The organism is Micromonospora sp. ANENR4, assembly GCF_015354395.1.
Lineage (GTDB): Bacteria > Actinomycetota > Actinomycetes > Mycobacteriales > Micromonosporaceae > Micromonospora > Micromonospora aurantiaca.
The window spans coordinates 212,137-236,607 of record NZ_JADKYQ010000004.1 but is presented as its reverse complement, the minus strand read 5'-3'; the positions used below and the strand labels follow the sequence as shown (position 1 = coordinate 236,607).

General features: G+C 73.8%; 20 protein-coding genes. 7 read left to right on the top strand and 13 right to left on the bottom strand.

The genetic code is table 11. The features are described 5' to 3' along the window. Positions 1–20: 20 nt before the first annotated feature. Positions 21–251 carry a potassium transporter TrkA gene (locus IRY44_RS09140; RefSeq protein ID WP_194800002.1) on the bottom strand — a complete coding sequence of 77 codons (231 nt, stop codon included), beginning with the start codon at positions 249–251 and terminating at the stop codon, positions 21–23. A gap of 448 nt (positions 252–699) precedes the next feature. On the opposite strand from IRY44_RS09140, the gene IRY44_RS09135 reads away from it, so the two are divergent. Genes IRY44_RS09135 through IRY44_RS09125 form a run of 3 tightly spaced genes read left to right on the top strand, consistent with a single transcriptional unit; the run spans position 700 to position 2,849 of the window. Next, the gene (locus tag IRY44_RS09135; RefSeq protein ID WP_194800001.1) at positions 700–1,539 is read left to right on the top strand and encodes a rod shape-determining protein; all 840 of its coding nucleotides are present in this window, start codon (positions 700–702) and stop codon (positions 1,537–1,539) included. 2 nt (positions 1,540–1,541) lie between these two features. Further along, on the top strand, positions 1,542–1,853 hold the full coding sequence (locus IRY44_RS09130; RefSeq protein WP_194800000.1) for a TraR/DksA C4-type zinc finger protein: 312 nt from the start codon (positions 1,542–1,544) through the stop codon (positions 1,851–1,853). 48 nt (positions 1,854–1,901) lie between these two features. After that, the gene (locus IRY44_RS09125; RefSeq protein WP_194799999.1) at positions 1,902–2,849 is read left to right on the top strand and encodes an acyltransferase domain-containing protein; all 948 of its coding nucleotides are present in this window, start codon (positions 1,902–1,904) and stop codon (positions 2,847–2,849) included. On the opposite strand, the gene IRY44_RS09120 is transcribed toward IRY44_RS09125, so the two are convergent. The 10 genes from IRY44_RS09120 to IRY44_RS09075 all read right to left on the bottom strand — a co-directional run bounded on the left by IRY44_RS09120 (position 2,850) and on the right by IRY44_RS09075 (position 17,733). Next, entirely contained in the window at positions 2,850–3,425 is a 576-nt protein-coding gene (locus tag IRY44_RS09120; protein WP_194799998.1) for an adenylate kinase, read from the bottom strand. It lies immediately after the preceding gene. 49 nt (positions 3,426–3,474) lie between these two features. After that, positions 3,475–4,698: a multidrug effflux MFS transporter gene (locus IRY44_RS09115; RefSeq protein WP_194800134.1), complete on the bottom strand. Its 1,224-nt coding sequence runs from the start codon at positions 4,696–4,698 to the stop codon at positions 3,475–3,477. Positions 4,699–4,948: 250 nt separating this feature from the next. Continuing rightward, entirely contained in the window at positions 4,949–5,875 is a 927-nt protein-coding gene (locus IRY44_RS09110) for a hypothetical protein (protein ID WP_194799997.1), read from the bottom strand. 24 nt (positions 5,876–5,899) lie between these two features. Continuing rightward, positions 5,900–6,574: an NADPH-dependent F420 reductase gene (locus IRY44_RS09105; protein ID WP_194799996.1), complete on the bottom strand. Its 675-nt coding sequence runs from the start codon at positions 6,572–6,574 to the stop codon at positions 5,900–5,902. Continuing rightward, complete coding sequence (locus tag IRY44_RS09100) at positions 6,571–7,029, bottom strand: thioesterase family protein (protein ID WP_194799995.1); 459 nt, start codon at positions 7,027–7,029, stop codon at positions 6,571–6,573. The genes IRY44_RS09105 and IRY44_RS09100 overlap by 4 nt, the downstream gene beginning before the upstream one ends. Beyond that, the gene (locus tag IRY44_RS09095; protein ID WP_194799994.1) at positions 7,026–12,731 is read right to left on the bottom strand and encodes a type I polyketide synthase; all 5,706 of its coding nucleotides are present in this window, start codon (positions 12,729–12,731) and stop codon (positions 7,026–7,028) included. The genes IRY44_RS09100 and IRY44_RS09095 overlap by 4 nt, the downstream gene beginning before the upstream one ends. After that, entirely contained in the window at positions 12,728–13,669 is a 942-nt protein-coding gene (locus IRY44_RS09090) for an enediyne biosynthesis protein UnbU (RefSeq protein WP_194799993.1), read from the bottom strand. Before IRY44_RS09090 ends, IRY44_RS09095 begins: the two co-directional genes overlap by 4 nt. A gap of 14 nt (positions 13,670–13,683) precedes the next feature. Beyond that, entirely contained in the window at positions 13,684–15,522 is a 1,839-nt protein-coding gene (locus IRY44_RS09085; protein WP_370584903.1) for a CRTAC1 family protein, read from the bottom strand. 71 nt (positions 15,523–15,593) lie between these two features. After that, positions 15,594–16,559, bottom strand: coding sequence for a DUF1702 family protein (locus IRY44_RS09080; protein ID WP_194799991.1), 966 nt, complete (start codon positions 16,557–16,559; stop codon positions 15,594–15,596). A gap of 115 nt (positions 16,560–16,674) precedes the next feature. Further along, on the bottom strand, positions 16,675–17,733 hold the full coding sequence (locus tag IRY44_RS09075) for an IS630 family transposase (RefSeq protein WP_194799990.1): 1,059 nt from the start codon (positions 17,731–17,733) through the stop codon (positions 16,675–16,677). A gap of 122 nt (positions 17,734–17,855) precedes the next feature. Here IRY44_RS09075 and IRY44_RS09070 point away from each other — a divergent pair, with 122 nt between their 5' ends. Both IRY44_RS09070 and IRY44_RS09065 read left to right on the top strand, forming a co-directional pair. Then, a complete protein-coding gene (locus IRY44_RS09070; protein ID WP_194799989.1) occupies positions 17,856–19,736 on the top strand; it encodes a BTAD domain-containing putative transcriptional regulator in 1,881 nt (626 codons plus the stop codon). Between the two features lie 260 nt (positions 19,737–19,996). Then, complete coding sequence (locus IRY44_RS09065) at positions 19,997–20,782, top strand: helix-turn-helix transcriptional regulator (protein WP_370584902.1); 786 nt, start codon at positions 19,997–19,999, stop codon at positions 20,780–20,782. Positions 20,783–20,845: 63 nt separating this feature from the next. On the opposite strand, the gene IRY44_RS09060 is transcribed toward IRY44_RS09065, so the two are convergent. Both IRY44_RS09060 and IRY44_RS09055 read right to left on the bottom strand, forming a co-directional pair. Next, positions 20,846–22,159, bottom strand: coding sequence for a cytochrome P450 (locus IRY44_RS09060; RefSeq protein WP_194799987.1), 1,314 nt, complete (start codon positions 22,157–22,159; stop codon positions 20,846–20,848). A 30-nt stretch (positions 22,160–22,189) separates the two neighbouring features. Then, positions 22,190–23,032 (bottom strand): class I SAM-dependent methyltransferase, encoded by an 843-nt coding sequence (locus tag IRY44_RS09055; RefSeq protein ID WP_194799986.1) that lies wholly within the window; start codon positions 23,030–23,032, stop codon positions 22,190–22,192. Positions 23,033–23,219: 187 nt separating this feature from the next. On the opposite strand from IRY44_RS09055, the gene IRY44_RS09050 reads away from it, so the two are divergent. Further along, positions 23,220–23,930 carry a hypothetical protein gene (locus tag IRY44_RS09050; protein WP_194799985.1) on the top strand — a complete coding sequence of 237 codons (711 nt, stop codon included), beginning with the start codon at positions 23,220–23,222 and terminating at the stop codon, positions 23,928–23,930. A 133-nt stretch (positions 23,931–24,063) separates the two neighbouring features. Beyond that, the gene (locus tag IRY44_RS09045; protein WP_167796872.1) at positions 24,064–24,453 is read left to right on the top strand and encodes a VOC family protein; all 390 of its coding nucleotides are present in this window, start codon (positions 24,064–24,066) and stop codon (positions 24,451–24,453) included. The last annotated feature ends 18 nt before the right edge of the window (positions 24,454–24,471 follow it).

Genomic DNA, 24,471 nt, shown 5'->3' with positions numbered 1-24,471 from the left:
CCGCCGGTGTGACCGGCGGCTCAGGCCGGTACGGCGACCAGCTCCGGGAAGCCGAGCAGGTTGGCCAGGGCCGACGCCTCGTCACGGGTGAGCGTGAGCGTGACCATGCGGTCCGGGTCGTCCGGGTCGTCGTGGACGACGTCACGCCGGCCGCCCACCTGGTAGTCGATCACCCCGATGCGACGGCCCTCCTCGGTGACCAGCGTGTGCCGGACCCCGATGCCGGGGAGGTTCGTACGTTCGACGATCACGGGGACCTCCTTCGCACGCGGCCGCCGGGGACCGGCCGGAGCCGGCCGGAGCTACGGCGACGCGGTGGACGTTCGAGCTGAGCTCGCGTTCTCCATGTGTCAACCATAGCCAGGGGGTATGGGCGGATCCGGGTTCCGGCGACCGGCAATCATTGCGCCCTTTGTTGGCCGGTGGTGCGCAGTGCCGCGCGCGACGTTCCCGGCGACGCTGGAGGTCCGAGGCGGTACCCGAGTAGCGAGGAGGTGGTGAGCATGACCCGCACGTCGATGGCTCCGCCACCGGTGTTCGCCGGTCTCCTCGCGTCCCGATCTGCGAGCGGCGACCAGAAGCGCGTCTGAGCCCCCGGCCGCCGGCGTCGTCGAGTGAATCCGACGCCCGCGGCCCCGGCCACGCCCCTCCCCCGCACGTCCACCGCCCGTTGGGCACCCTGATCCGAAAGAGGTCGGTATGCCGCACCCTGTCACCGCCATTCGCCCACCGGTCCGTACCGGCATGCTGATCGGCCGCTCCCACGGCAGCCGCCCGCCGGTCACCGTCGACGCGGCGCCGATCGCCGTGGACCTCGGCAGCAGCCTGCTGCGGATCTGGCTCGGACCGGGCCGGACGCTGAGCGTCCCGCTCGGCCACGGCCTGCGCAGCCCGGTCGTGCGGCGCGGCCGGATCGTCGACGGCCCGGCCTGCGTCTCCGAGCTGCGGCGGATCCTGCGCGACCACCGCACCCCGGTCCCGGTCGGGGCGCTGGTCGTGGCCTGCCGTCCGGTGCTCGCCGCGCCGGCCGAGCAGGAGGCGACCCGCCGGGTGCTCACCGCCGTGCTCGCGCCGTCCCGGCTGCTGTTCCTCGACAGCGTCCGGGCGGGTGCCATCGGCGCCGGCGCCGCCGCCGGCACCCTGCTGGTCGCCGACATCGGCGCCCAGCTCACCGAGGTGGCGCTGCTGGAGGACGGCCGGGTGGTCGCCGCCCGCCGGGCCGACGTCGGCACGCGGGACCTCAACCACGCGACGACCGCCGCCATGCTCGCCGACACCACCGCCCGGCTGGTACGCGAGCTGCGGCAGGACGCGACGCTACGGCCCCTGGTCCGCGACGCGCTGGCCCGTGGCCCGATCGTCATCGGTGACGGCGCCACCCGGCCCGACGTGACCGCCCGCCTGGTCGCCACGCTCGGCGCGACGGTGCACCGGGCCGCGTCACCGCGTACCGCCGCGCTGACCGGCGCCGGCATGGCCGCCATCTCGGCCCTGCGACACCCGCACGACACCCCGCGCCGCCCGGAAAGGAACGCCTGATCATGACGCACGCCCTCAACCGCACCGAAACGCTGCGCGAACTGCTGGACCGGCAGTTCGGCGAGTACACCGACCAGCTCACCGAGCTGACGCTGCACACGCGGCAGCCCGACTACGGCGGCCACGACCCGGACACGCTGCGCCGGCTCGTCGAGACCGCCCGGCAGGGCGTCGCGGACACCGCCCAGGCGCTGAAGCGCATGTCCGAGGGCACGTACGGCGTCTGCGAGCGCTGCGGGCTGGACATCCCGACCGCCCGCCTGGAGATCCTGCCCTCGGCCCGCTTCTGCGTGCCGTGCCAGCAACGCCGCTGAGCACGCACGGGGCGGTCGGGGCGGGCGCCGGCCGGTAGCGTCACCGCCATGAATGTCGATGACGTCGCCGGCCGGCTCGGCGTGCCCGCCGAGGAGGTCGACCGGGTGCACCGGCTCGCCGGTGACCTGCCCTCCGCGCCGCTGCCCGGCCGGGCGGACGCGCCGGCCCTGCTGGCCCGGCTCGCGGTACGCCCCGACGACGCCGCCGAGATCCTCGCGGGCTGGCCGGAACCGGGGTCACCACTGTGGACCCCCGAGCTGCGCTGGCTGCTCGACCGCTCGACCGCTCTGGTCCGCGCCGACCTCGGCGGCCACGCCTGGCTGACCCCGGGCCCGGCGCTGCCGCGCGACCGGGGTCCGGCCTGGCGGCACCTCTACGTCTACGCGTACCTCGCACTCGTCGACGTGGTCCGGGCCTACCACCGCGACCACGGCGTCCCCGACGACGTGTCCTGGGCGACACTCGCCGACCTGGGCAACAACCTCGCCGTCGACCGGCGGATGAACGGCGACGGCTGGCCGGTCATGCAGAGCTGGCTGACGCTGCACGTGCGCGGTGGCCTCTACGAGCTGGGCCGGCTCCAGCACCAGCGCGGCGACGGCGGCGCGATCGGCCTGCACATCCCGGACTCGGGACCGCTGACCCCGGAGGCGGTCGACGCGTCGCTGGACCGGGCCCGCGCGTTCTTCCCGCGCCACTTCCCCGGCGAGCGCTACACCGCGTTCTCCTGCGGTTCCTGGCTGCTCGACCCGCAGTTGCGCGAATACCTGCCGGAGGACTCCAACATCATCCGGTTCCAGCGGCGGTTCACGCTCGAGCCCCACCAGGAGCAGGACACGCCGGACGGCGATGTCGAGGTGCTGCGGTTCGTGTTCCGCAGCCTGAGCACGCAGCTGGACCGGCTGCCGCGCCGCACCGCCCTCCAGCGCGCGGTGATCGACCACATGCGGGCCGGTCGCCACTGGCAGTGGCGCCAGGGCCGCTTCCCGATGTAGTCACGTCAGCGGCCGCATGCCGCCCCGGTCCGGGCCGGCATGCGGCGGCAGCGGCGCTCCGCGGGCCAGCCAGTCGTCGAGCACGGCCTGGTCGCCGAACAGCAGCACCGGCGGCCCGGCCGGGTCGGCCGCCCAGGCCCGCATCCGCCGCCGTGCCCGGCCGAACCCGGTCAGGTGCCACACCAGGATCGAGTCGCGGGACAATACGCTGCGCAGCGTCTCCCGGTTGCCGTTGCAGATCAGCTCGCCACCGGCCAGCCGCCGCAGCGTGCGCCGCAGCAGCCGCCGGAACGAGACCCCGCGCGGAAGGTCCAGGCCGATCACCAGGTCGGCGCGGCCGAGGACCACGTCCCGCCAGCCGTGGTACGCGCCGTCGAGGATCCAGCTGTCGCGCCGGCAGATCGCCTCGATCCGGCGACGCTGCTCGGCCACCGGCACCTCGACCCAGCCGGGCTCCCACAGCAGGTCGTCGACCGGATGCCAGGGCAGGCCGAACCGCTGCGCCAGATGCGCGGCGAGCGTCGACTTGCCGGAGCCGTGGATCCCCTCGACCAGGATGCGGGCCGGGGCGGTCATGGCAGCAGCGTAGGCACCGCGCGCACCCGGCGCGATCCGGGCGGCCCGGTCAGTGCGCGACAGCGACCGCCGGTGCCGCCTCCAGGCCGGCGAGCTGGGACGGCCGCACGACCACCAGCAGCACCACCAGCGCCGCCACCATCCCGCCGGCCACCACCAGCGCCATCGCCACCGCGCCGGTGCCGAGTACGCCCACCAGCGGCGCGGCCACCGCGCCCACGCCGAACTGCACGGCGCCGAGCAGGGCCGAGGCGGTGCCGGCCGCCTCACCGTGCCGGGACAGCGCCAGCGCCGGGGCGTTCGGCATGGCCAGGCCCGCCGCCGCCAGCACCAGCCACAGCGACACCAGCAGGGCGGGCAGCCCACCGAAGCCGGTCGCGGCGAACACCACCAGCGCCAGCCCGGCCACCGTGCCCGCCGCCAGCGAGGTCACCAGGATCCACTGCGACGGGTAGCGCCGCAGCAGCCGCACGTTGTACTGGGTGGCGCCGATCAGGCCGATCGCGCCCGCGCCGAACGCCAGGCCGAACTGCTGCTCGTCGAGCCCGTACCCGTCCTGCAGCACGAACGACGACCCCGCGACGTACGCGAACAGCGCGGCCATGGCCAGCCCGGCGACCAGGACCAGCCCGACGAAGACCCGGTCCCGCAGCAGCCCGCCGTACGTCCGGACGGTCGCGACGACTCCGCCGCGCCGGCGCCGCACGGGCGGCAGCGTCTCGGGCAGCGCGATCGTGGCCAGCACGACGAGCAGCACCCCGAAGACGGCCAGGACCACGAACACGCCGCGCCAGTCGGTCCACCGCAGCACGCCGCCGCCCAGCGTCGGCGCGAGGACCGGGGCCGCGCCCATCACCAGCAGCAGCCGGGACAACAGCGTGGCGAACGCCGCGCCGCTGAACAGGTCACGCACCACCGCCATCGCCACCACGGCGGTCGCGGCGACGCCGAGGCCCTGCACGACGCGCAGGACGCCGAGGACGGCGACGTTCGGGGCGATCACGCACAGCGCCGACGCCACGATGTGCAGCAGGAGGCCGGCGATCAGCGGGCGGCGCCGCCCGACCGCGTCCGACAGCGGCCCGATCAGCAGCTGCCCGACGGCGAGCCCGGCGAGCGTGCCGGTGAGCGTCAACTGGACCGCCGCCGACGTGGTGGCGAAGTCCGTGACGATCGCGGGCAGCGCGGGCAGGTACATGTCGATCGTCAGCGGACCCACGGCGATCAGCGAGCCGAGGACCAGCACGAGCTTCAGCCGCTGGCCTCGGCTCATCAGGTCACCAGGGGTGGGCGTCGGGGCGGCATCGGTCGTCTGGGGCGTCCCGGCCCGGTCGTGCGACCGGGCGCGGGCGGGTGCGGCACTCACACAGTGAGTCAAATGCGCCCCCGGTGATCACATTCCCGTCTCGGCAAGAGGTAACGCAGGTCACCCGCCTACCGGCCGGTGCGGCACGCCGCCGGACAGGGACCGGCGTCGCTGCCGGCGCCGGCTGAGCCGGCACCGGCAGCTCGGGGCGGCAGGATCAGTTCCAGGGAGCGGTCGGGAACCAGCCCACCCCGAAGAGGGCCGGCACCCGTACGTCCCAGTAGACGATGAGGAACACGCCGACGAGCACCAGCGCGACGCCCGACAGCACGGTGCCGCGCCGGCTCGGGGCGGTGAGCAGGCGCCCGCCGGTCAGCCTCGACGCGATCACCACGACGAGGACCATCACCAGCATGTTGCCGAGCGTCTGCAGGCCGAACACGGCCGCGCCGTACGCCGGGTTGTTGTCGGCCACCGCGTAGAGGAAGAGCTTGTGGAAGAGCGGGAACGGGCGGCCGATCAGGAAGGCGCCGATGATGACGCCCAGCGCGACCAGGCGGGCCCGAGGCCGGCCGGCGAACGGGTCCGGAACCAGCTTCAACGCCGCCAGGCCGAGGTAGAGCAGGGCCAGGCCGGCCAGCCCGAACACGACGGACGCCTGCACGAGCCGCACCGGTACGCCGCCGGCCGTGGTCGCGGTGGACAGCTGCGGCAGACGGTCCCCGAGCAGCACGCCCACGGCACCGTAGGTCAGCGCGACAGCCATGCTCCCGGCGGTGAGCCAGCCCAGCGGGGCGAGCAGTCCGCGCAGTCCGGACCTCGTCGTCTCCCTGGTGACCTGCGGGACCATCCCGAACGCGGCGACGTTGCAGGCGGTGAACGTGCCGGCCAGGCCGGACACGAAGGCGAAGGCGAGCCCGGCGACGGAGCCGCCGATCGCCGTCGCCTTCGCGTCGTGACCCAGGAGAGAGTTCGCGATGTTGTCGCCGATCACCGAGTCGACGAAGGTGAACGACCAGGCGACGGCGAGCAGCACCCCGGCCACCGCGCCCGCCACGGCGAAGCCGAGGGCCGCGGACGTGCGGCCCTGCGGTGTCGCGTCGACGGTGACTACCGGGACTGCTCCCCGGTCGGCTACGGACATGGTTCCTCCTCGATGGGTGATCGGTTACGGGAGACGCACACCCGGCACCGCGGGTGTGTGGAGTGATCGCACCGGGCCGTCCGGGCCGCAGATGTGCAGCCCGATCCGCCCGTGTACGCCGTGACGCTGGTTGACGGCCTGGAGGAGCATGGCCAGCGACTCCAGCTCCCGGGCGTGTTCGAGCCCGCCGACGTCGATCGGCGCGAAGCCGAGCCGGGACAGCAGCGCACCGGCGACCCCCTTGGCCCCGGCGTCGTCGCCGGCCAGCGGCAGGGAGACCGGCAGCCCGCCGCAGCGCGGCTCGCCGACCATCGCCGCGGGCACGGTGTTCAGCGCCTTGACGACGTGCCAGCCGGCGGGTGCCGCCGCCGCGATCAGGTGGGCCCCCGACGAGCCGGGCGGCACCTCCTCGCCGCCGAGCGCCGGATTGGTGACGTCCAGGAGCGGACGGCCCCGGCCCGGCACCGGGGTCTCGGTCAGCACCCGGCAGGCCGGACCGAGCGGAACCGCGAGCACGACGAGGGAGGCCCGTTCGAGGACGACGCGGATGTCGGCGGCGAAGGCTCCCGGTACGCCGGCGGTGGCGGCGGCCGCCGCCCCGGGTGTCCGTCCGGCGAGCAGCACGCTGCAGCGCGCGGCGGCGACCGCGCGGGTGACGGCGACGCCCATCCGCCCGCAGCCGATGACGCCGACTGTCATCGGACCCACACCCCCGCCGCGGGACGGCGGTAGACGGCGAGCGCGGCCGCCAGGTCGGCCGGCACCGGGGCCGGCTGCAACTGACCGTCGACCCGCTCCATGACGGCCACCGTCTGCCGGCCCCGCGCGATCAGCGCGGCGGGAGCGCCGTCCGGGCGGACCCGGCGATAGTCGAAGCCCATCGTGATGCGATTGCCGTTGAGCTCGACGAGCGACATCTCGATCTCGACCGTGTCGAAGGCGTGGCTCTCGGCGTAGAACTCGACCGACATCGACACGGTGACCAGCGCCAGCCCGTCCGACAGGGCGGCGAGCACGGAGGGCGCCTGCTCGGCGAGGAAGTGCTCCCGGCAGTGCCCCTGCCAGTGGGCGTAGTGGGCGAAGTAGACGTTTCCCACCAGGTTCGTCTCGTCGAACGTCACCCGGTGCCGGTAGCGGTAGACCGGGGCGCTCATGCCGGCGTCCCCACGCACACCGCCACCTGCCGCGCGTCCCCGGCCGTCCGCAGCAGCACGCTGCTCAGGACGTGGTCGCCGCTGCGCAGGCCGAGCGTGCCGGACGGCTCCCGGCCGGTGAACACCAGCGGCGCCGAGGGCCCGAGCCCGAGCTTGCGGGTCACCTCGATCGCCGTCCACACGCGGACGGCGGCGACGGCCTCGTCCTCCCCGGACTCGGCGGCGAGCCGCACGGCGAGGGCCCGGTGCCGTTCCTCCAGCGGCGGCGGGCGGTCGTCCACACGTTCCCAGTCGACGCCGACCGGGCCCGGGGCCACCGTCACGAGCACGAGGTCGTCGAGGTGGCTGGCCGAGACGCCACCGCCGCCCGGCGCCGTGACCCGACCGTCGCCGGCGTGCCGTGCGCCTGCGGGCTCGCCCAGCGCGGCGCCGTCGAGCCAGTCGGCCAACCGGACGGTGGGCCCTCCGTCGCCGCGCGTCGCGGGGAGCACCGCGGCATCGATGCCGGGATGCCGGTGCCGCAGCCGCCGGGCCACTGCCGGACCGGCGAGGAACGCCGGCATCTCGGACCAGCCGATCTCGGCCACCGCGCGCAGGACCAGCCCCGTCCACTCCTCGACCGGGCGGCCCGACTCGTCGGTCACCAGCACGTCGTAGACGAACTCGGCACCGTCCTCCGCGCGCTGCCGGGCGGTGACGGTGAGCACGCCGGACGGCCGGTGCCACACGGTGATCCGCTCGACGGAGACCGGAAGCACGCGCCGGTCCGGGACACAGCCCTGCAGCCCGTGCAGCACGGCGTCACGGGCGCCCGGGTCGCCGAGCCGCAGCGACGCGTCGAGGTACATGCCGAACCACGCGGTGCCGGGTTCGGCGCGGACCGAGAACACGCACCGGTACGCGCTCAGCGCGTGATATCCGCGCACCCGCCGGAACGCGGGCCCGTGGAAGTAGAGGCCGCCGTAGAGGCCCGTCGCCGGCAGGCCCGGCTCCCCGAGCCGCACGGCCGGCGCTGGCACCGCCGGATCGGGTGCCGGCACGGCGCCGGTGGTCACGACCGCCGCGAAGTGGTCCACCGCGAAGCCGGTGTCGTCGCTGCGCAGCGCGGCCTCCACCCGCCCGTCGTCGTGGACCAGCGCCGCGACCCGGATGTCGCGCCGGTCGGTCACCGTCACCGGCCGTTCGAGCCGTACGCCGGTGAGGCGCACCGGCGTCCCCGGCGCCCCGGTGAGCGCTGTGGCGGCCTGCGTCATCGCCTCCAGCCCCAGCACGGCGGGCAGCAGCGGGACGCCGTCGACGACGTGGTCGGACAGGTAGGGGTCGGTGCCGGCGGTCAGGGTGGCGCCGACGACGCTCTCCACCCCCGGCGTCAGCGCCAGCACCCGCTCGGCGAACCGCCCGCCGGTGCGGTCGTCGTCGCGGTAGCGCAGGGTCGGTCCGGCGGGCAGACGACCGGCGGCCAGCACGCACGGCCCGGTGTCCGGTGCCGCCAGCAGGCGCAACAGCAGGTCGGTGCCGGCCGGGACGCTGATCGGCTCGAGCCCGTCGCGCACCAGCGCGTCGAGGACGCCGAGGCGGACCCCCATGCCGACGCCGGACCAGGCCGACCACTGCACCGTCAGCCAACGGGTGCCGGGCCGCTCCCGCGTCAGTTCCGCGCAGCGCCGGGCGAGCCACTCGTTGGCGACGGCGTACTCCGACTGGCCGGTCAACCCGGTGCGCCCGATGACGGATCCGAAGGCGACGGCGAAGCGCAGATCGTCGCCGAGGGCCGCGACCAGGTGGTCGAAGCCGTCGGCCTTCGGTGCCAGCGTCGCGCGGAGACCCTCGACGGTCACGTCCTCGATCCGCCGCGGCGTGTTGTGGCCGGCGGCGTGCAGCAGCCCGCGTACCGGTCCGTACCGCTTCTGGACGGCGGTGACGGCGGCGGTGACGGCGGGCCCGTCGCTGACGTCGACGGCGTGGTAGCCGGCGGTGATCCCGAGCGCGGTCAGCCGGTCCAGGCCGTCCCGGACCTCCGGGTCCGTGCCGGGGCTGCGCCCGAAGAGCACCGCCGTGGCACCGGTGGCCTGGCACACCGCGGCGGCGCACTCCAGCCCGATGCCCTTCGCCCCGCCGGTGGCCAGCAGCACGTCGCCCGGAGCCAGCGGGATGCGCTCGTCCCGGCGGGACAGCGCGAGCGGAGCGGCGACCCGGGTGGTGCGGACACCGTCCTCGTCGTAGACGACCTCGACGTAGCCGGTCCAGTCGACGGACGCCTCGGCGACGAGCTTGAGGCAGCGGTCGTCCACCGGGGTCTCGGCGACCATCACCGCGGCGCCCGGCCGCTCCACGGCGAGGCTGCGGCCGACCGCGGCGCCCACCCCGCCGTGGTGCAGCACCACGAGCGGCAGCCCGTCGGCGGCGGTGGCGCGCAGCGCGGTCACGACCAGCTCCGCCGGCACCGTGAGGCCCGGTGGCAGCAGCAGCAACCGCGCGTCCGGGGGGTCGGCGAGCGGGAAGTGCTCGGCCACCCCCTTGCTCAGCGGGTGGTCCTCGGTACCGAGCACCGTCCACCCGCGCCGGGCGCCCGGCCTGGTCGTCGGGGCGGCGGACTCGACGAACCGGTCGGTGAAGGCGCGCACCCAACTGGCGATGCCGGCCGGTGGGGCGTCGGCCTCCCCTGCCGCCGGCAGCGTGGCGAGCATCGCGGCGAGCTGGTCGATGGTGGCGTCGGCCAGGGCGGCCGGGACCGCAGGTGCCGACCGGCCGACCGCCGCGGCGGCGTCCACGGCGAGCTGGCTGACCCGCAGCGAGCTGAGGTGCAGGTCGGCGACGAGCCGGGTGTCCGGGCGCAGCGTGGCCGCGTCGAGTTCGACCATGGCCGCCACCCGCCGGGTGACGGCGCTCAGCAGGTCGGTGTCGTCCACGGTGACCACGGGCGGGGCGGATGTCGGCGTGGCGGGCGCCGGACGGGGACGAGGCGGCTGCGGCGACCGCGCCGGTCCGCCGGTGCCCTCGCAGGGGTTGCGCAGGAAGACCGGCCGCCAGTCCGGCGTGAGCCGGCGGCACGCCCGGCGCGCGTAGTAGGCGCCCACGTCCGGCCCGGCGCCCGTCGCGAACAGCGCGGCGGTCACGGTGGCGATGCCGTGCGGGCCGGGCGCGCCCGAGTCGAGAGCCACCACGCGGGCGTCCGGCAGATCCGCGGCCAGCCCGGCCAGCACGGCGCCGGGGCCCACCTCGATCAGCAGGTCGGTTCGCTCGGCCAGGCGCGCCAGCGCGTCGCGGAAGCGGACCGGCTCGACGAGCTGACGGGTGAGCAGGCCGGCGAGGTCGGTGCCGGTGTCCAGCCAGTCACCGGTCACCGTGGAGCAGACCGGCCGTCGGGGTGCCCGCCCGGCGAGTCCGGTGAGGTGATCGCGCAGGGCGAGGCTCGCGGCAGCCATCATCGGCGAGTGGAAGGCGTGCGAGACCGGCAGTGCGGTGGCCCGCAGGCCGGCGGACGGGGCGCCGGCGACGAACCGGGCCACCTCCGCGGCCGGGCCGGACACCGTGCACTGCTCCGCGCTGTTCTCCCCGGCGACCACGACCGGGCCCGGGCGGAGCAGCTCGCGGACCCGGTCCGCGGGCCCGGCGACGGCGGCCATCGCGCCGCGACCCGGCGCGTCGCTCATCAGCCGGCCTCGAACGCGTACCAGGTCGAGGGCTTCCTTGTCGTCGAGTGCCCCCGCCCAGCACAGCGCGCCGATCTCGCCGAGGCTGTGCCCGACGGCCGCCTCGGCCTCCACCCCCAGCCGGCGCAGCCAGGTCAGACCGGCGAGCGAGGCCCGCAGGATGGCGGGCTGGGCGACTGCGGTGTCCGGCACGGCGCCCGCCGCGACCTCCACCTCCGGGTCGTACCCGGCGAGCGGTCCGTCGAGCAGCTCCCCCAGCGCGCCCGCGCCCGGACGGACCGGGGATCCCTGTCCGGAGAACAGGTAACCGATCCGGGGCGCCGCGCCGACGCCGAGGAAGACACCGGCCTCCGGGTCGAACAGCTCGGTGTCCGCGTCGGCCAGCGCGGTCACGGCGCGCCGGGCGGCGCGGACCAGGCCGTCCGGGTCGCGTACCACGGCGGCGAACCGGACGGCGCCCTCGGCGACCGGCTCCGCGGCCAGCGTGGCCGCGAGATCACCCAGTTCCGCCCGGGACAGCCGGCCGGCCAGATCGGCCAGGTCGGTCAGCCGCGCGGTCAGGGCCGCAGGGTCGGCCGCCGCGCACACCACCACCTCGTGGGACGGCATGGGACGGGCGGCCCGGCGCTCGGCGTCGGTGACGACCCGGCGGGTGGTGGGCGTGATCCCGCCCAGCACCACGTGGGCGTTGATGCCGCCGAAGCCCATGGCGCTGACCGACGCGTACCGGTCCGGGCCGGGCCACGGCGTCGGCTCGTCGGTCACCACCAGCGGCGACCCGGCGGCGGCCAGTGCGGGATGCGGTGACTCGCAGCCGGTGGTCGGCGGGATCACCTGGTGGTGGATCGCGAGTACGGCCTTGATCATCCCGGCGACTCCGGCCGCCGCCTTGGTGTGCCCGATGTTCGCCTTCACGCTGCCGAGCACCGCCGGGAGGCGGCGGCCGGCGTGCAGGTCGCGCAGCGCGGACAGTTCGGTCTCGTCGCCGACAGCGGTGCCGGTGCCGTGCCCCTCCACGAACGACACCTGCTCGGGAGTGAGACCCGCCCGGTCGTACGCGCGCCGCAGCGCGAGCAGCTGGCCGGCGGGCTCGGGCCGGGTCAGCCCGCCGTTGCCGTCCGACGACGTGCCCCAGCCGTGCAGCCGCGCGTACGGCCGCAGGCCGTGTTCCGCGGCGAAGTCCTCACGGCACAGGACCAGGATCCCGCAGCCCTCCCCCGGCAGGAACCCGGTCGGCCGCGAGTCGTAGATCCGCATGTCGCCGGTGGCCAGCGCGCCCACGCGGGCGAAGCCGACCAGTTCCAGCGGATCGAGGCTGAGGTCCACACCGCCCGCCAGCGCCACGTCGAGATCGCCGTCGGCGAGCATCCGGGCGGCCGTGGCGACAGCCATCAGCGACGAGGCACAGGCGGCGTCGACCGTGTAGCCGGTGCCGTGGAAGTCGAAGTGGTTGCAGATCCGGCCGGCGATGGTGTTTGACAACGCCCCGGCGAGCGTCTCCTCGCCCGGCGGCGGGAACGGCTCCTTGAACCGGTCCTCCGCGGCGGCGAGCAGCTTCTCCCGCTCGGCGTCCGACAGGTCCAGCCCCGCCAGCGTCTCGGCGAGCAGCCGCTGCACGTAGGGCCAGCGCAGGCGGAGCCCGTTGGCGCGGCTGAACTCGCCGGTCATCGAGTTGCCGAGCAGCACGCCGACCCGGTCGTCGGGCAGGCCCGCGCCCGCCGGGCAGCCGGCGTCGGCGAGCGCGTCCGCGGCCACCTCCAGGGCCAGCCAGTGGGTCAGGTCGACCGCCCGGAAGACCTCACCGGGCACGTGGAAGCGGGACCGGTCGAACACCCAGTCGCTGAGGACGGCGGCGCGGTCGACGTACGTGTGGTCGACCTCCTCGGGTCCGGGCCGGTGGTAGTCGGCGACCGGCAGCCGTTCCGGTGGCAGGGGCCGGAAGGCGCGCCGGCGCCCGAGCACCGTCTGCCAGAGCTGCCCCGGGTCCGCGGCGTCCGGGTACCGGCAGGCCATGCCCACCACGACGATCGGGGCTCTCGTGCCGGTCATGCCTGGGCTCCGACCGGGACGGCGGACTGGGAGGCGCGTTCCGGCGCACCGGGTCCGGTGACCGGCTGCCGCCGCTCGCGGATCCGGCGGGCGGTCACGATCACCACCCAGCGGCCGACGCACACGGTGGTGAGCGCGAAGAACAGCCCGAACTCGATGTGCAGGAGCACCAGCGTGCCGTAGACCGCCGCGGTGGCCAGACCGAACACGACCTGCCGGCGCGGCGCGTGCGGGGTGGTTCCGGGGTCGGTGATCATGTAGTTGGTGAACAGGACGAACGCCACGCCGGTCATCGGCAGGAGCGCCGCCACCAGAGCGTGGTCGAAGATCACCGACCGCAGCACCGCCTGTGCGGCGAAGCCCGCGACCCAGGCGGCGACCAGCGGCCCGCGCCGGGTCAGCTTGGCGTTGAGCATCGTGCCGGCGGCCAGGATCGCGCCGGGCACCACCCAGTCCCAGATCCCGTTGATGTTCGCGGTGAACTGGTACGGCGGTGCGATCCCCACCCAGGTGAAGCAGAGCAGCGTCACGACGATGCCGAAGTTGCTCGGGTTGAGGACGTGCTTCGCCGCTCCCCCGGCGGTCAAGCGCACCCGCACCACGTACTTGCTCGCGATCGCGACGGTGACGGCGAACAGGGTGGGCCACAGCCGCTCGTTGCCGTAGAGCAGCATCGCGCAGGCCAGTCCGCCGATGTGCGCGGGCAGCAGGAAGTTGACGAGGTCGATGGCGGAGCCTCGGTAGCGGACCGGGCGGCGCTCGACGCGGGCCTCGAGCGTCTCCAGGAGAAGCTCGAGAGCGTACGCGGTGAGCAGCGCGGCGATCGGCGTGAGCCACGACTGCTCGAATCCGAGGACCGTGTGCCCCAGCAGCGTGAACACGGTGATGGACAGGGCGAACCGGCGCAGCGCGACGATCCGGGGGTCCTTGTTGGCCATGGTTCTCTCCTCGATCAGGACTCGGGTCGCAGCGTGACCGTGTGCCAGCCCGAGGCGAGCGTGGTGCTCGTCTCGTGCTGTCCGGCGGCGTCGCGCCAGGTGATCCGGACCTGGGCGGACGGGCTGCCGCCGAGGCCGAAGTACAGTTCGTCGGCGTTCACGCCGGTGTGTCCGTTGGCGGGGTAGAGCTGGTCGGTCAGCGTCGTACCGTCGGCGCGGCGCACCTCGACGCGGGCACCGATCGCCGCACGGGTCGCGCCGTTGGCGGTGGGCACCACCAGCCGCAGCCCGAGGTGGGTCGTCGCCGGACCGGTGTTGCGGAACAGCTCCGAGGCGGCCCACTGGTTGGCGACCGCCATGTCGAGCCGCCCGTCGTGGTCGACGTCGCCGACGGCGATGGCCCGGGAGGCCTGGGTGTTCGTCATCCCCAGCCGCTTCGACACGTCGACGAACCGGCCGTTCGGCCCGCGTACGAAGAAGGGGTTGCGCTCGTGGCCGGACAGGCTGTCGCCGGGCCGGAAGTTCGGCCAGGCCCACGGGTACTTCAGGAAGGTGTCGTTGGCCATCGCGAGTTCCTGGAGCTCGGCCCAGCGGTCGGTGCCACCGTGCAGGAAGCCGACCGCCTGGGTGATCTCGCGGCGGCCGTCGGCGTCGAAGTCGGCGGCCTTGATGTCCCAGGCCCAGCCGCTGCGGGACAGCCCGAGTTCCTCGCTGCGGTCCCGGTACGGCGCGCGCCCGGAGGTGAACCGGCCGCCTGTGCTGACGAAGGCGAAGTTGCTCTCCTGCAGGGCGAACGGCGAGGTGATGTTGCTGACCAGCAGATCCGGCCGGCCGTCGGCGTTCAGGTCGTCGAAGGCGACGCCCATGCCCTTGAACGAGTCGTGCCCGATCACCTTGGACTTGGGGGCCAGCGGGTCGCGCGTGCCGCTCACCTCGCGGAACTCGGGCCGGCCGGGACGGGACTCGTTCACCAGCAGGTTGTCGGGCCCGAAGTCGTTGGCGAAGTAGAGCTCCGGCAGGCCGTCGCCGGTCAGGTCCTGCGCCCCGGTGGCCAGGGTCCAGGCCCGCGCCTGGCCGGTGGTGAAGGCGTCGGACCGGTCGGCGTACGCGGGAACGGGCGCGCCGCCGGCGGCGGGGGTGTTCCCGTCGAACATCAGGAGCCGGTTGCGGCCGCCGTTGCGGCCCAGGGACATGGAGTCCTGCATCCGCATCACCGGGTCGTCGGCGGCGGTCCGGTCGAGCACCCGCGCGCCGTCCGGGAAGTAGTTGCCGATGAGGATGTCCAGGCCGCCGTCGCCGTCGACGTCGAGGACGTTGGCGGTGGTCGAGTTCCAGATCTCGCCGGGAGCGACCACGTCGCTCGCCCGGAAGCCCGCGGCGCCGGGTGCGCCGCCGCCGGGCTGGCGCAGGTAGAGCAGCGGTACGCGGCCCCAGAAGTACACCAGGACGTCGAGTGCGCCGTCGCCGTTGAAGTCGGCGGGGAGGCATCCCATCGGCGCTGTGGTGCGGGCGTCGTACGCGACACCGGCCGGCTGGAGGGTGACGGCGGCGTACCGTTCGCCGGTGCCCGGCACCGGCGCCACGGTGACCGAGTCGTCGCGGGGGTCGACCAGGCAGCGGTCGTTCGGCAGGCCGTCGCCGTCGAAGTCGCCGAGGCCGACGCCTGCGCCGACCGCGGAGATCCACGCGGCGAGATGGTTCAGTGCGGGCTGGACCTCGCGGAGCCGGCGGGTGTCCCCGGTGGCGTTCAACGGAGCGGGCGTGAAGGCGAAGCGGGCGCTCAGGGCGTCGGCGTCGGACGCGGAGACCGACGGCAGCCGGGTGAACAGGCCGGCCACGACACACAGCAGCACGGCCAGGGCGGGTACGAGCGTTCTACGAACAGCGGACGGCACAGGTTCCCCCTCGGATGGTCGCGGGCGGATCAGAGCGACGCGAGCAGCACGCGGGCGCGGATGCGCTGCCGCCACGTCTGGTACTCGACCGGGCCGGTGGCGGGCGTGCGGAGCCCGGCCTCGGCCTCGCGGGTCCAGTCCGCAGCGGTACGCGGGTCGGTGCCGGTGAGCGCGTGCACGGTGCTGGCGAGTTCGGGCGGGGTCCAGCCGCTGCGCTGCCAGGCCGCGGCGGCGAAGGCCACACCCTGGCCGAGGTCGCCGGCGTGCGCTCCGGCACGCTCGCGCAGCGTGGCGAGTCCCTCCGGCGAGACCCCGCCGGCGTACGCGGCGGCGAGGCCCACACCGCTCCAGGCGTCGCCGTGGTGCCACTGCGGCAGCGTGGCGACGAGGTCCGCCACCCGGGTGGGTACCGCGGTGCCCCGGAACCACAGGCTGCGGCCGACACCCTGGTAGCGGATGGCGCAGCGCTCGGAGCACCGGCGCGGGTGGGCGGTGATGCGGCGCAGCCCACCGGCGTCGGCGAAGAAGCCCGCGGAGAAGCCCCAGCCGTCGAGCGCGAGCCAGCGCAGCAGCGGGTCCAGGCCGGACAGCCGGGCCCAGAACGGCCAGCGCAGCTTGGCCATCGCCCATCCCACGCCGACATGGATCAGGTGGATGTGGGCCGGGCCGTGCAGGCGCAGCACGGCCGGCAGCCGGCGGCTGCCCGGGACGAGGAGGTCGAGCAGTGCGGCCTGCATGGCCAGCCCTTCCACGGCGAAACCGCGCAGGTGGTCCGGCTGGTCGTCGAATCGCGGAGGCGCGCCGGCGGGGGCGTCGAGTCCCGCGTTGAAGCCGTCCAGGAAGGTTCCCGCGGCGGTCTCCAGTCTCGCGCGCAGCTCGGGCGGGTCGGACGCGAAGCCCCGGACCGTGAAGTCGGCGAGGCGGTCCGGCTGATGCAGCAGGCGGCGCCAGCTACGGGGGCGGGTTTCGTCGAGCGTGGCGTTGTCGGTTCTCATGACGCTCCCGCGGAGTCGGTCCACAGTGTCCGTGCGGCGCCAGTCTGCACATCCGTTCTTGAAGAAAACTTGAATTACATATAGTAACGAAATCGCGTTTCCGCGGCCGATCTCACTACTCGCCCGCGCCAGATGTCCGTTTATTAAATCGACCGAGGGACTCGATGATCTCCTCGGCCGTCTTCGTCCAGGTGAAGGGGCCGGGGTTCTCGCCCCGCTCCGCGACCCACGCGCTGATGCCGACCTCCAGGGCCTGCACTGACTGGGGGGTGCCGCGCGGGACCATCTGGTCGGCGAGGAAGCCGAACCAGCGATCGAGCTGGGTGAACCAGGCCGAGTCGGTCGGGGTGACGTGCACGCGGAAGCGGGGGTGCCGGTCCAGCCAGGACGTGACGGCCGGGGCGTGGTGCGCGCCGTGGTTGTCCCAGATGAGGTGAACGTCCAGCTCGGCGGGGACCGAGGCGTCGACCCGGGCGAGGAACCTCTTGAGATCCGCCGCCCGGTACCTGCGGCCCGCGGCGGCGCCGTCGGCCACGGTGCGCGCGGCGAACAGGCCGGCGGCGCCGGCGCGCGGGCGCTCCGGGGCAGGCCGGCCGGGCGCCGTCGGCGGCCCTGGCGGGATCCGTGCCGCCTCGTGAACCACGAGCGCGACCACGCCGGCCGGCGGGTTCAGATACAACCCGGCCACATCGACCACCTTCGCCATGAACACCGGGTCGGCCGAGAGGTTGAACGGCGGATCCCGGTGCGGTCTGAGGTGGAATCGGCGCCAGATCCGCCCGACTGTCGACCGCGACAGCCCGGTCCTCTCGGCCATCGACCTGCGGGACCAGTGGGTAGCACCCGGGGGCGCCTCCTCCAGCGTGGACACCAGCACCTCCTCCACCCGGTCCGCGCCGATCGACGGCGGCCGGCCCGGGCGGTCCCGGTCGGCCAGACCCTCCAGACGCCGTTGCACGAAACGGCTGCGCCACTTCCCCACCGTCGGCCGCGACACCCCCAGGTCGGCCGCCACTGCGGCATTGGTCGCCCCGGGTTCGGCACACGCCAGGACGATCCGGCACCGCAGCGCCAGGGCCTGAGAGGACTTCGCCCGCCGCGACCAGCGCACCAGCGTCGCGCGCTCCTCGTCGGTCAACACCAACTCGGCCTTCGGCCGCCCGGTCCTCGGCACACAACCCAGGCTACATATAGAAAACCAATTTACGGCGCAATATTTGTGCACTTCAGGTTTCCCGAATTAATTACTACTCTGACGTTGGTTGACGTCGATACGGGCGACCTGGGGGCAACGTGTTGCGTGCGGCAATTGTGGAGATTAAAGTCCTCGGCGCCACCCACGCAGTAATCGATTCCCGCAAGGTCGACCTCGGGTCCCGCAAACAACGGGCAATCATCGCCCTGCTGTCCCTGCGCCACGGCACCCCGGTGCCGATCGACGAGATCATCGAGGCCCTCTGGGAGAACCAGCCGCCCGGCACCCCGCAGTCGCTGGTGCACACGTACATCGCCCGGCTGCGCCAGGTGATGGAGCCGGACACCCCGGCGCGGCGCCGCACCAACGTGATCGGGCACAGCGGCACCGGCTACCAGCTTCGGCTGCCACCGGACGCGGTGGATGTCAGCCGTTTCCACAGCCACGCCGACCACGGGCTGCAACTGCTGGCCTCCGGTGCCGCCGGCGAGGCGTACGGCCTGCTGCGCCGGGCACTCGGCGAGTGGCCCGCCTCGCTGACCACCGATCTCGAGTCCCTGCTGCCCGGGTGCGAGGACGTCACCCTGCTTCGGGGAAAGTGGACCACAGTGGCGATGGCGTACGTCCGGGCCGGCCTGACCAGCAAGGGCGCCGTCGCGGTCCTGCCCACCGCCGAACGTCTCGCCCAGGTGGACCCCCTCAACGAGGCCGCGCAGGCGCTCTACCTGGAGACCCAGCGGCGCGCCGGCCACGGTGCCTCGGCGCTGTCCCACTACGACCGGATCCGCACCCGGCTGCAGGCCGAGCTGGGCGTCGAACCCGGCCACGAGCTGCGCCGGGTGCACCGGCAACTGGTAGCCGCCGGCGGGAGCCGAGTCCCAGCACCACCCGGCGGCTGGCTCGGGCCGGGACCGGCGGTCGACCCGCTGATCGACCGCGAGACCGAGCTGCGACAGCTGCGTGACCTGCTCGTCCAGCAGCGGCTGATCACGCTGAGCGGGCCCGCGGGGGTGGGCAAGAGCGCTGTCGCGCGCGCGGCGGCGGCCGCCGCCAGGGGGGACTTCCGTGACGGCGTCGCGGTGGTGGAACTGGCCACTGCCTGCGGTGCCGCGGAGGCGGCCGACGCGGTACGGCGAACCCTGCACCCGATGCTCCCGCAGCGTCACGCCCCTGCGGCCCGGCCGTTCGACGATCTGGCCGGCCAGCAGCTACTGCTCCTCCTGGACAACGCCGAGAACGTCCTGGAGCCCTGCGCCGGGCTCGTCGACGACCTGTTGCGGTCCTGTCCGCAGGCGCGCGTCCTGGTCACCTCACGGGAGCTGCTCGGCCTGCCGTACGAGACGATCCTGACGATCGGTCCGCTCCGCCCGCCCGGGCCGGAGACTCCGGCCGACCCGGCGGCGCTGCTGCGCGTGCCCGCCGTGGCGCTGTTCGCGCGGCGCGCCACCCAGGCGTGCCCGTCCTTCTCGGTGGACGAGGACAACTGCGCCCTGGTCGCCACCATCTGCCGCCGGCTCGACGGCCTGCCGCTCGCGCTGGAACTGGCCGCCCGCGTGCTGCGCACCACCGGTCTGCCCGAACTCGCCGAGCAGTGCCGCGACCCGCTGCGGTTGCTGGACGCGAGCCGCCGGGGCACGCCCGCGCACCACCGCTCGTTGCACGCGGCGGTGGTACGCACAGTGGACCGGCTCACGCTCGCCGAACAGCAGTGCCTCGCGCTGGTCAGCGGGATGGAGGAACCGGTGAGCCCGGACATGGTGGAGAGGACGGCCCGTTCCTACTGCGACCGGGAGGTCCGGATCGACCTGCGTCCGCTGCTCAACCGCCTGGTCGACAAGTCGCTCCTGATGGCCCGGCATGACGAGCACGGCACATCCTATCGAATGTTGCGGACAATCCGCCGGATCGGTCTGCAACTGCTCGACCGTTTCGGCGCGGCGCCTTCGGTGGCGAATGCGCTCTGTCGGGAAACAAACCTATGAAATCGATTGCCGGTGCCGAAAATGGCGCAGCTACCCTCCAACCGGTGCAGCACCTACCGTGGCGGACTGTTCACACATAGCTCTCACGGGCTTGCCGATTGCTATATGAATTTATAGCATCGAGTCGGACAGCGCTCCGCCGACGTCCATCCGGCCCTGCTGCTGCCGTCGTTGATCGATCTCCGCAATCCCCTCAGGAGGTCCGACGCCCCATGCCTGCCGTCCACGAAACAGGGACCACCACCGCGACCGCGGCTTCCGTGCACATCGGAGCGATCACCCAGGCGGTGACCTCGATGCGGTGCCACCTCGACGAGCCACACCGGCTGCACGACATCGCCCGGGCCTCGCTGATGAGCCCGTTCCACTTCCACCGCGTGTTCCGGATGCTGACCGCCGTCACGCCGGGCCGGTTCCTCACCGCCGTGCGGATGGCCGAGGCGAAACGCCGGCTCCTCGGCAGCGACGCCAGCGCGACCGACATCAGCATGGCGGTCGGCTACTCCAGCTTCGGCACCTTCACCACCCAGTTCACCCGCCTCGTCGGTGTGTCACCCGGCCGCTTCCGCACGTACGGCCGGGCCGTCGCGGACCTGCCCCTGCGCGAACTGGTCTCCACCCCACCGGCCCCCGCACGTCAGCCGTTCGCGCTCCTCCACGTCGGGGCCCGCCCGGACGGCCACCCGGGCCTCACCGTGGTCGCCACCTTCCGGTCCGGAATACCGCAGCAACGGCCCTCGTCCTGCGCCGCGATCCTCTCGCCGGCGGTGTTCCCGCTACCGCTCGCGGCGGCGGGCCGGGCGAGCGTGCTCGCGGTCAGCGCCCGCACCGACGCGACCATCGGCGAGGTCCTCACCGAGGAGCCCTCGGCCGGCATCTGTGTCGGCGCCGCCGAGATCCCCGACGAGCCGGTCGCGGCGCAGGCCACCGTCGCGGTCGGCATCCCGCTGCGCCGGCCGGCCCTGCTGGATCCGCCGTTGCTGCTCGCGTTCCCCCTGCTGATGCTCGAGTCCCAGGCCGGGCCGCGGCGGGCGCAGGTCCGCTGAGAGCCCCGGCCGTGCCGGTGCCCGTGACCGCCGGTGGAACCGGGTCCACCGACGGCCACGAGGTCAGGACCGGGCGGTGTACCGCACCGGGCACGACGCGGGCCGGGCCACACCCAGCCCCGGCGCCTGCCGCGGCTCGGCGATCCCCAGCTCCATGTCGTACGAGCGGGTCAGCATCGCCAGCACCGCCTTCATCTCCAGGTCGGCGAAGCGGGCGCCCAGGCAGGCGTGCAGGCCGCCGCCGAGGTTGAGCAGGCCGGCTGCCGCCCGGCCGTCGGCGTCCCGGTCCCTGCTGAACCGGTCGGGGTCAAACCGGTCCGGGTCCGGGAACACCTCCGGCACGCGGTGCGTCACGGGCGGGCAGAACAGCGTCTGCCAGCCGGCCCGCACGGTGAAACCACCGACCTCGTACGCGGTGACTGTCTGCCGGGTCAGCAGCGTCGTGACCGGCCGCAGCCGCTGGGACTCCAGCAGCGCCTCGAACAGCCGTCGCTGCCGGTGCAGGTCCGTGACGGTCCAGTCGCCGGCCTGCCGGGGCAGATCGGCGATCTCCTCCTCCATCGCCGCCAGTTCCTTCGGGTGCTGCAGCAGCAGAATGAGCGACCAGGCCATCTGGGCCGCTGTCGTCTCGTACGCCGCGTACACCAGGATCAGGATGAGCCCGATGACGGTCTCGTCGTCGAAGGCCGCGCCGCCCGAGAGCAGGTGCGGCAGGAAGCCGTACCGTCCGGTGTCCGGATCCTCCCGGACCGCCCGCAGGTGCGGCCCCATCAGCTCGAACATCTCCCGGCGCGCGCGGTCGCGCCGGCGCAGGCGCGGCGTCGGCAGGTTGGCCGGCAGGAAGAACTCCATCCCGGCCGCGATGTCGAGGAAGAGCGACCGGAACCGGTCGCCGTGCCGGGCGCGGAAGCCGGACCCCAGGAACAGGCGTACGGCGATGTCCATGCTCAGCCGCTCCAGGTCGGCGCGCGCGTCGAACTCGCCGCGCGGGCCGAGCCGGTCCATCCAGTCGCTCGTCTCACCGATGATGGCGGCCAGGTAGTCCGCGTGGTTGCGGCTGTGGAAGGCGGGCAGCAACGCGGCCCGCTGACGCAGGTAGTCCGGGTGGTCGGCGGCCTGCATGACCGCGCCGAACATGGGCTTCAGCCACTGGTAGACCGGCTGGACGGCGAGGATCGTCTCGGGCAGCGCGATGGCGTGCCGGCTCTCCTCGACGCCGGCCACGACGACCGAGCGCCGCGGCCCCATCCGCAGTGCGAACACGGGACCGTGCTCGGCGTAGCCGGCGCGGGCCAGCGCGACCGGGTCACGCATGAAGGCGAAGGCGTTGCCGAACAGCGGCAGGCCCTGCAACGTCGGCGGGCTGGTTGCGGCCATGACGGATCCCCCTTCGGGACGGGCTCGAAGTCAGCCGGCGGTGGCGTACGAGTACCAGACGTTCCAGTGCACGACCAGGCGTCCGCGGTCGGCGGCGACCTCCTCCATCCGGGCCTCGGCGGCCGCCCGCGCCGCACCCAGCCGCTCCGCGGGCACCCGCTCGAGCACCATCCGGCCGGCCGTCTGCCACAGCCAGGCCCACCACTGCCGCGGGTCGGTGAACTCGAGGTCGAGCGTCTCGTCCTCGATCCGCGTGTCGGCGAAGCCGGCGTCGCGCAGCAGGCGGTGGATCCCCTCCTTGGAGCGCAACGGATTGTCGGTGCGGCCGGGGACCGGGGGCATGCCACCGTCCACGTACGGCACGACGGCGTCGGTGACGTGGAAGAACGCGGGGTCGTCGGCGCCGAACGTGGTCATCGCGAAGCGGCCGCCCGGGCGCAGCAGCCGTCGGTAGCGGGCCGCGGCGTCCGCCGGGTCGGGCAGCATGAACATCACCAGGCCCGCGACGACCGCGTCGAACCGGGCCGGGGCGAAGCCGGGTGTGGCCGCGTCACCGATCCGTACCTCCGCGTTCGTCAGGCCCTCGTCGGCGAGTTCCGCGCGGGCGCCCTCCACCATGACCGGCGCCACGTCGATGCCGATCACCGAGCCGCCCGGCGCAACGGCGCGGGCGGCGGGGACGGTGCAGGCGCCCTGCCCGCAGCCGACGTCGAGCACGTCCTCGCCCGGGCGCAGATCGAGCCCTGCCACCAGGCGAGCGCCGATCGGCCCGAAGAAGCGGACGCCGGTGCGGTCGTAGCGTGGGGCCGCCCGGTCGAACACCTCCGCCAGTTCCGGAGTCGACACCGCATCCGTCGTCGCGTCGCCGGGCATCGGGCACCACCCTTTCCGCAGGTTCGCCGCGCTCTCCGCGATCATTCTTCGCGCCGGTCCGCGGCCCGGCTTCTCGCCGCTTGCCTATCCGGGCCGGCCGTACCGGCGGGCAACACAGGAGAAGTCCCGGCCCCCGCAGCGCCCCTAGGGTCGAGGGAGAGCTCGATCACCAGTGAGGGAGGAAGCTGTGGGTGTACTGGGTCTACACAATGAGTGCCCCCCGACCAACTACGCCGCCGGAGACGCCGCCGAGATCGTCACCGGTCTGGTGTCCGACGCGGTCGCGACCGGCGCGACGCTGCGCGCCGTTCGCGACTGCCTCGATTCGCTGGCCTGCCTCGACGACACGGTGCGGTACGTCGTCGAAGCCTCCGCCGGAGCCGTGTCACCGGACGGCTCGTTCGACGCCGCCAACGTGGCCGAGCAGATGGCGGGCGTCCTGAAGACCTACTCGCAGACCTTCCGGGCCCTGGACGGGACCGTCGACCAGATCGACACCGCGGTCCGGGAGTACGGGGAGCTGCAGCGGTACAGCGCACTCGCGCTGGCCAAGGGCCGGGACGAGTGTTTCGAGAACCGGCTGATCCAGGCCGGCGAGGGCGGCTTCGCCGGCATGGCCCAGTCGCGCATCGCCTACCTGCGCAAGCTGCGGGTGCGGGTGCAGCTGCTCCAGCGCATGGAGCCGATCGGCGAGGAGATCCTGAACGGGTACGACTTCAACGCGTTCTTCCTGCTGTTCATGCAGCCCATGCGCGACCTCGGCGTGGCCGCGCAGGATCTCTACAACGAGACGGTACGCGGGGCGCTCGTCGCCTACGACACGCTCGTCCGGGTGTGTGAAATGCGTACCGGAAACGCGGCCGACACCCTGCGCCGGGAAATGGTGAAATCGAACTGATCTCGCCATCGCACTCGTCCGGCGCGACCATGACAATCCGCGCCGGACATGCGCGTCTCAGGCATGCACAACGGGGACCGGTTCGGTAGGATGATCGCACTGTTCGCCCATATGCCGTGAGATGGGAAATTCCATGGGAATCAGCCACATCACATTGATCACCATCCCGGTCACCGACCAGGACAAGGCGAAAGACTTCTACGCCCGCCTCGGATTCGAGGTGATCAATGACCACGAGATGACCCCGGACGAGATGCCGCCGGAGCCGGGCCTGCGCTGGCTGCAGCTGGGCACTCCGGGAGGCGAGACCACAGTGGTGCTCGCCACCTGGGGCGTGGGCGGTCTCCGCCCCGGGGCGCAGCACATCTCGGTGGCGTGCAAGGACGTCAAGGGCCTGCACAACGAGCTGGCCTCGGCGGGCGTGGAGGCGTCGCCGGTCTTCGACGCCCCGTTCGGCGCGTTCTTCTCGGTGGAGGACCCGGACGGCAACGGCGTGATGATCGTCGAGGAGTCCGGCGACTGACGGCAGGACGGTGGGGGT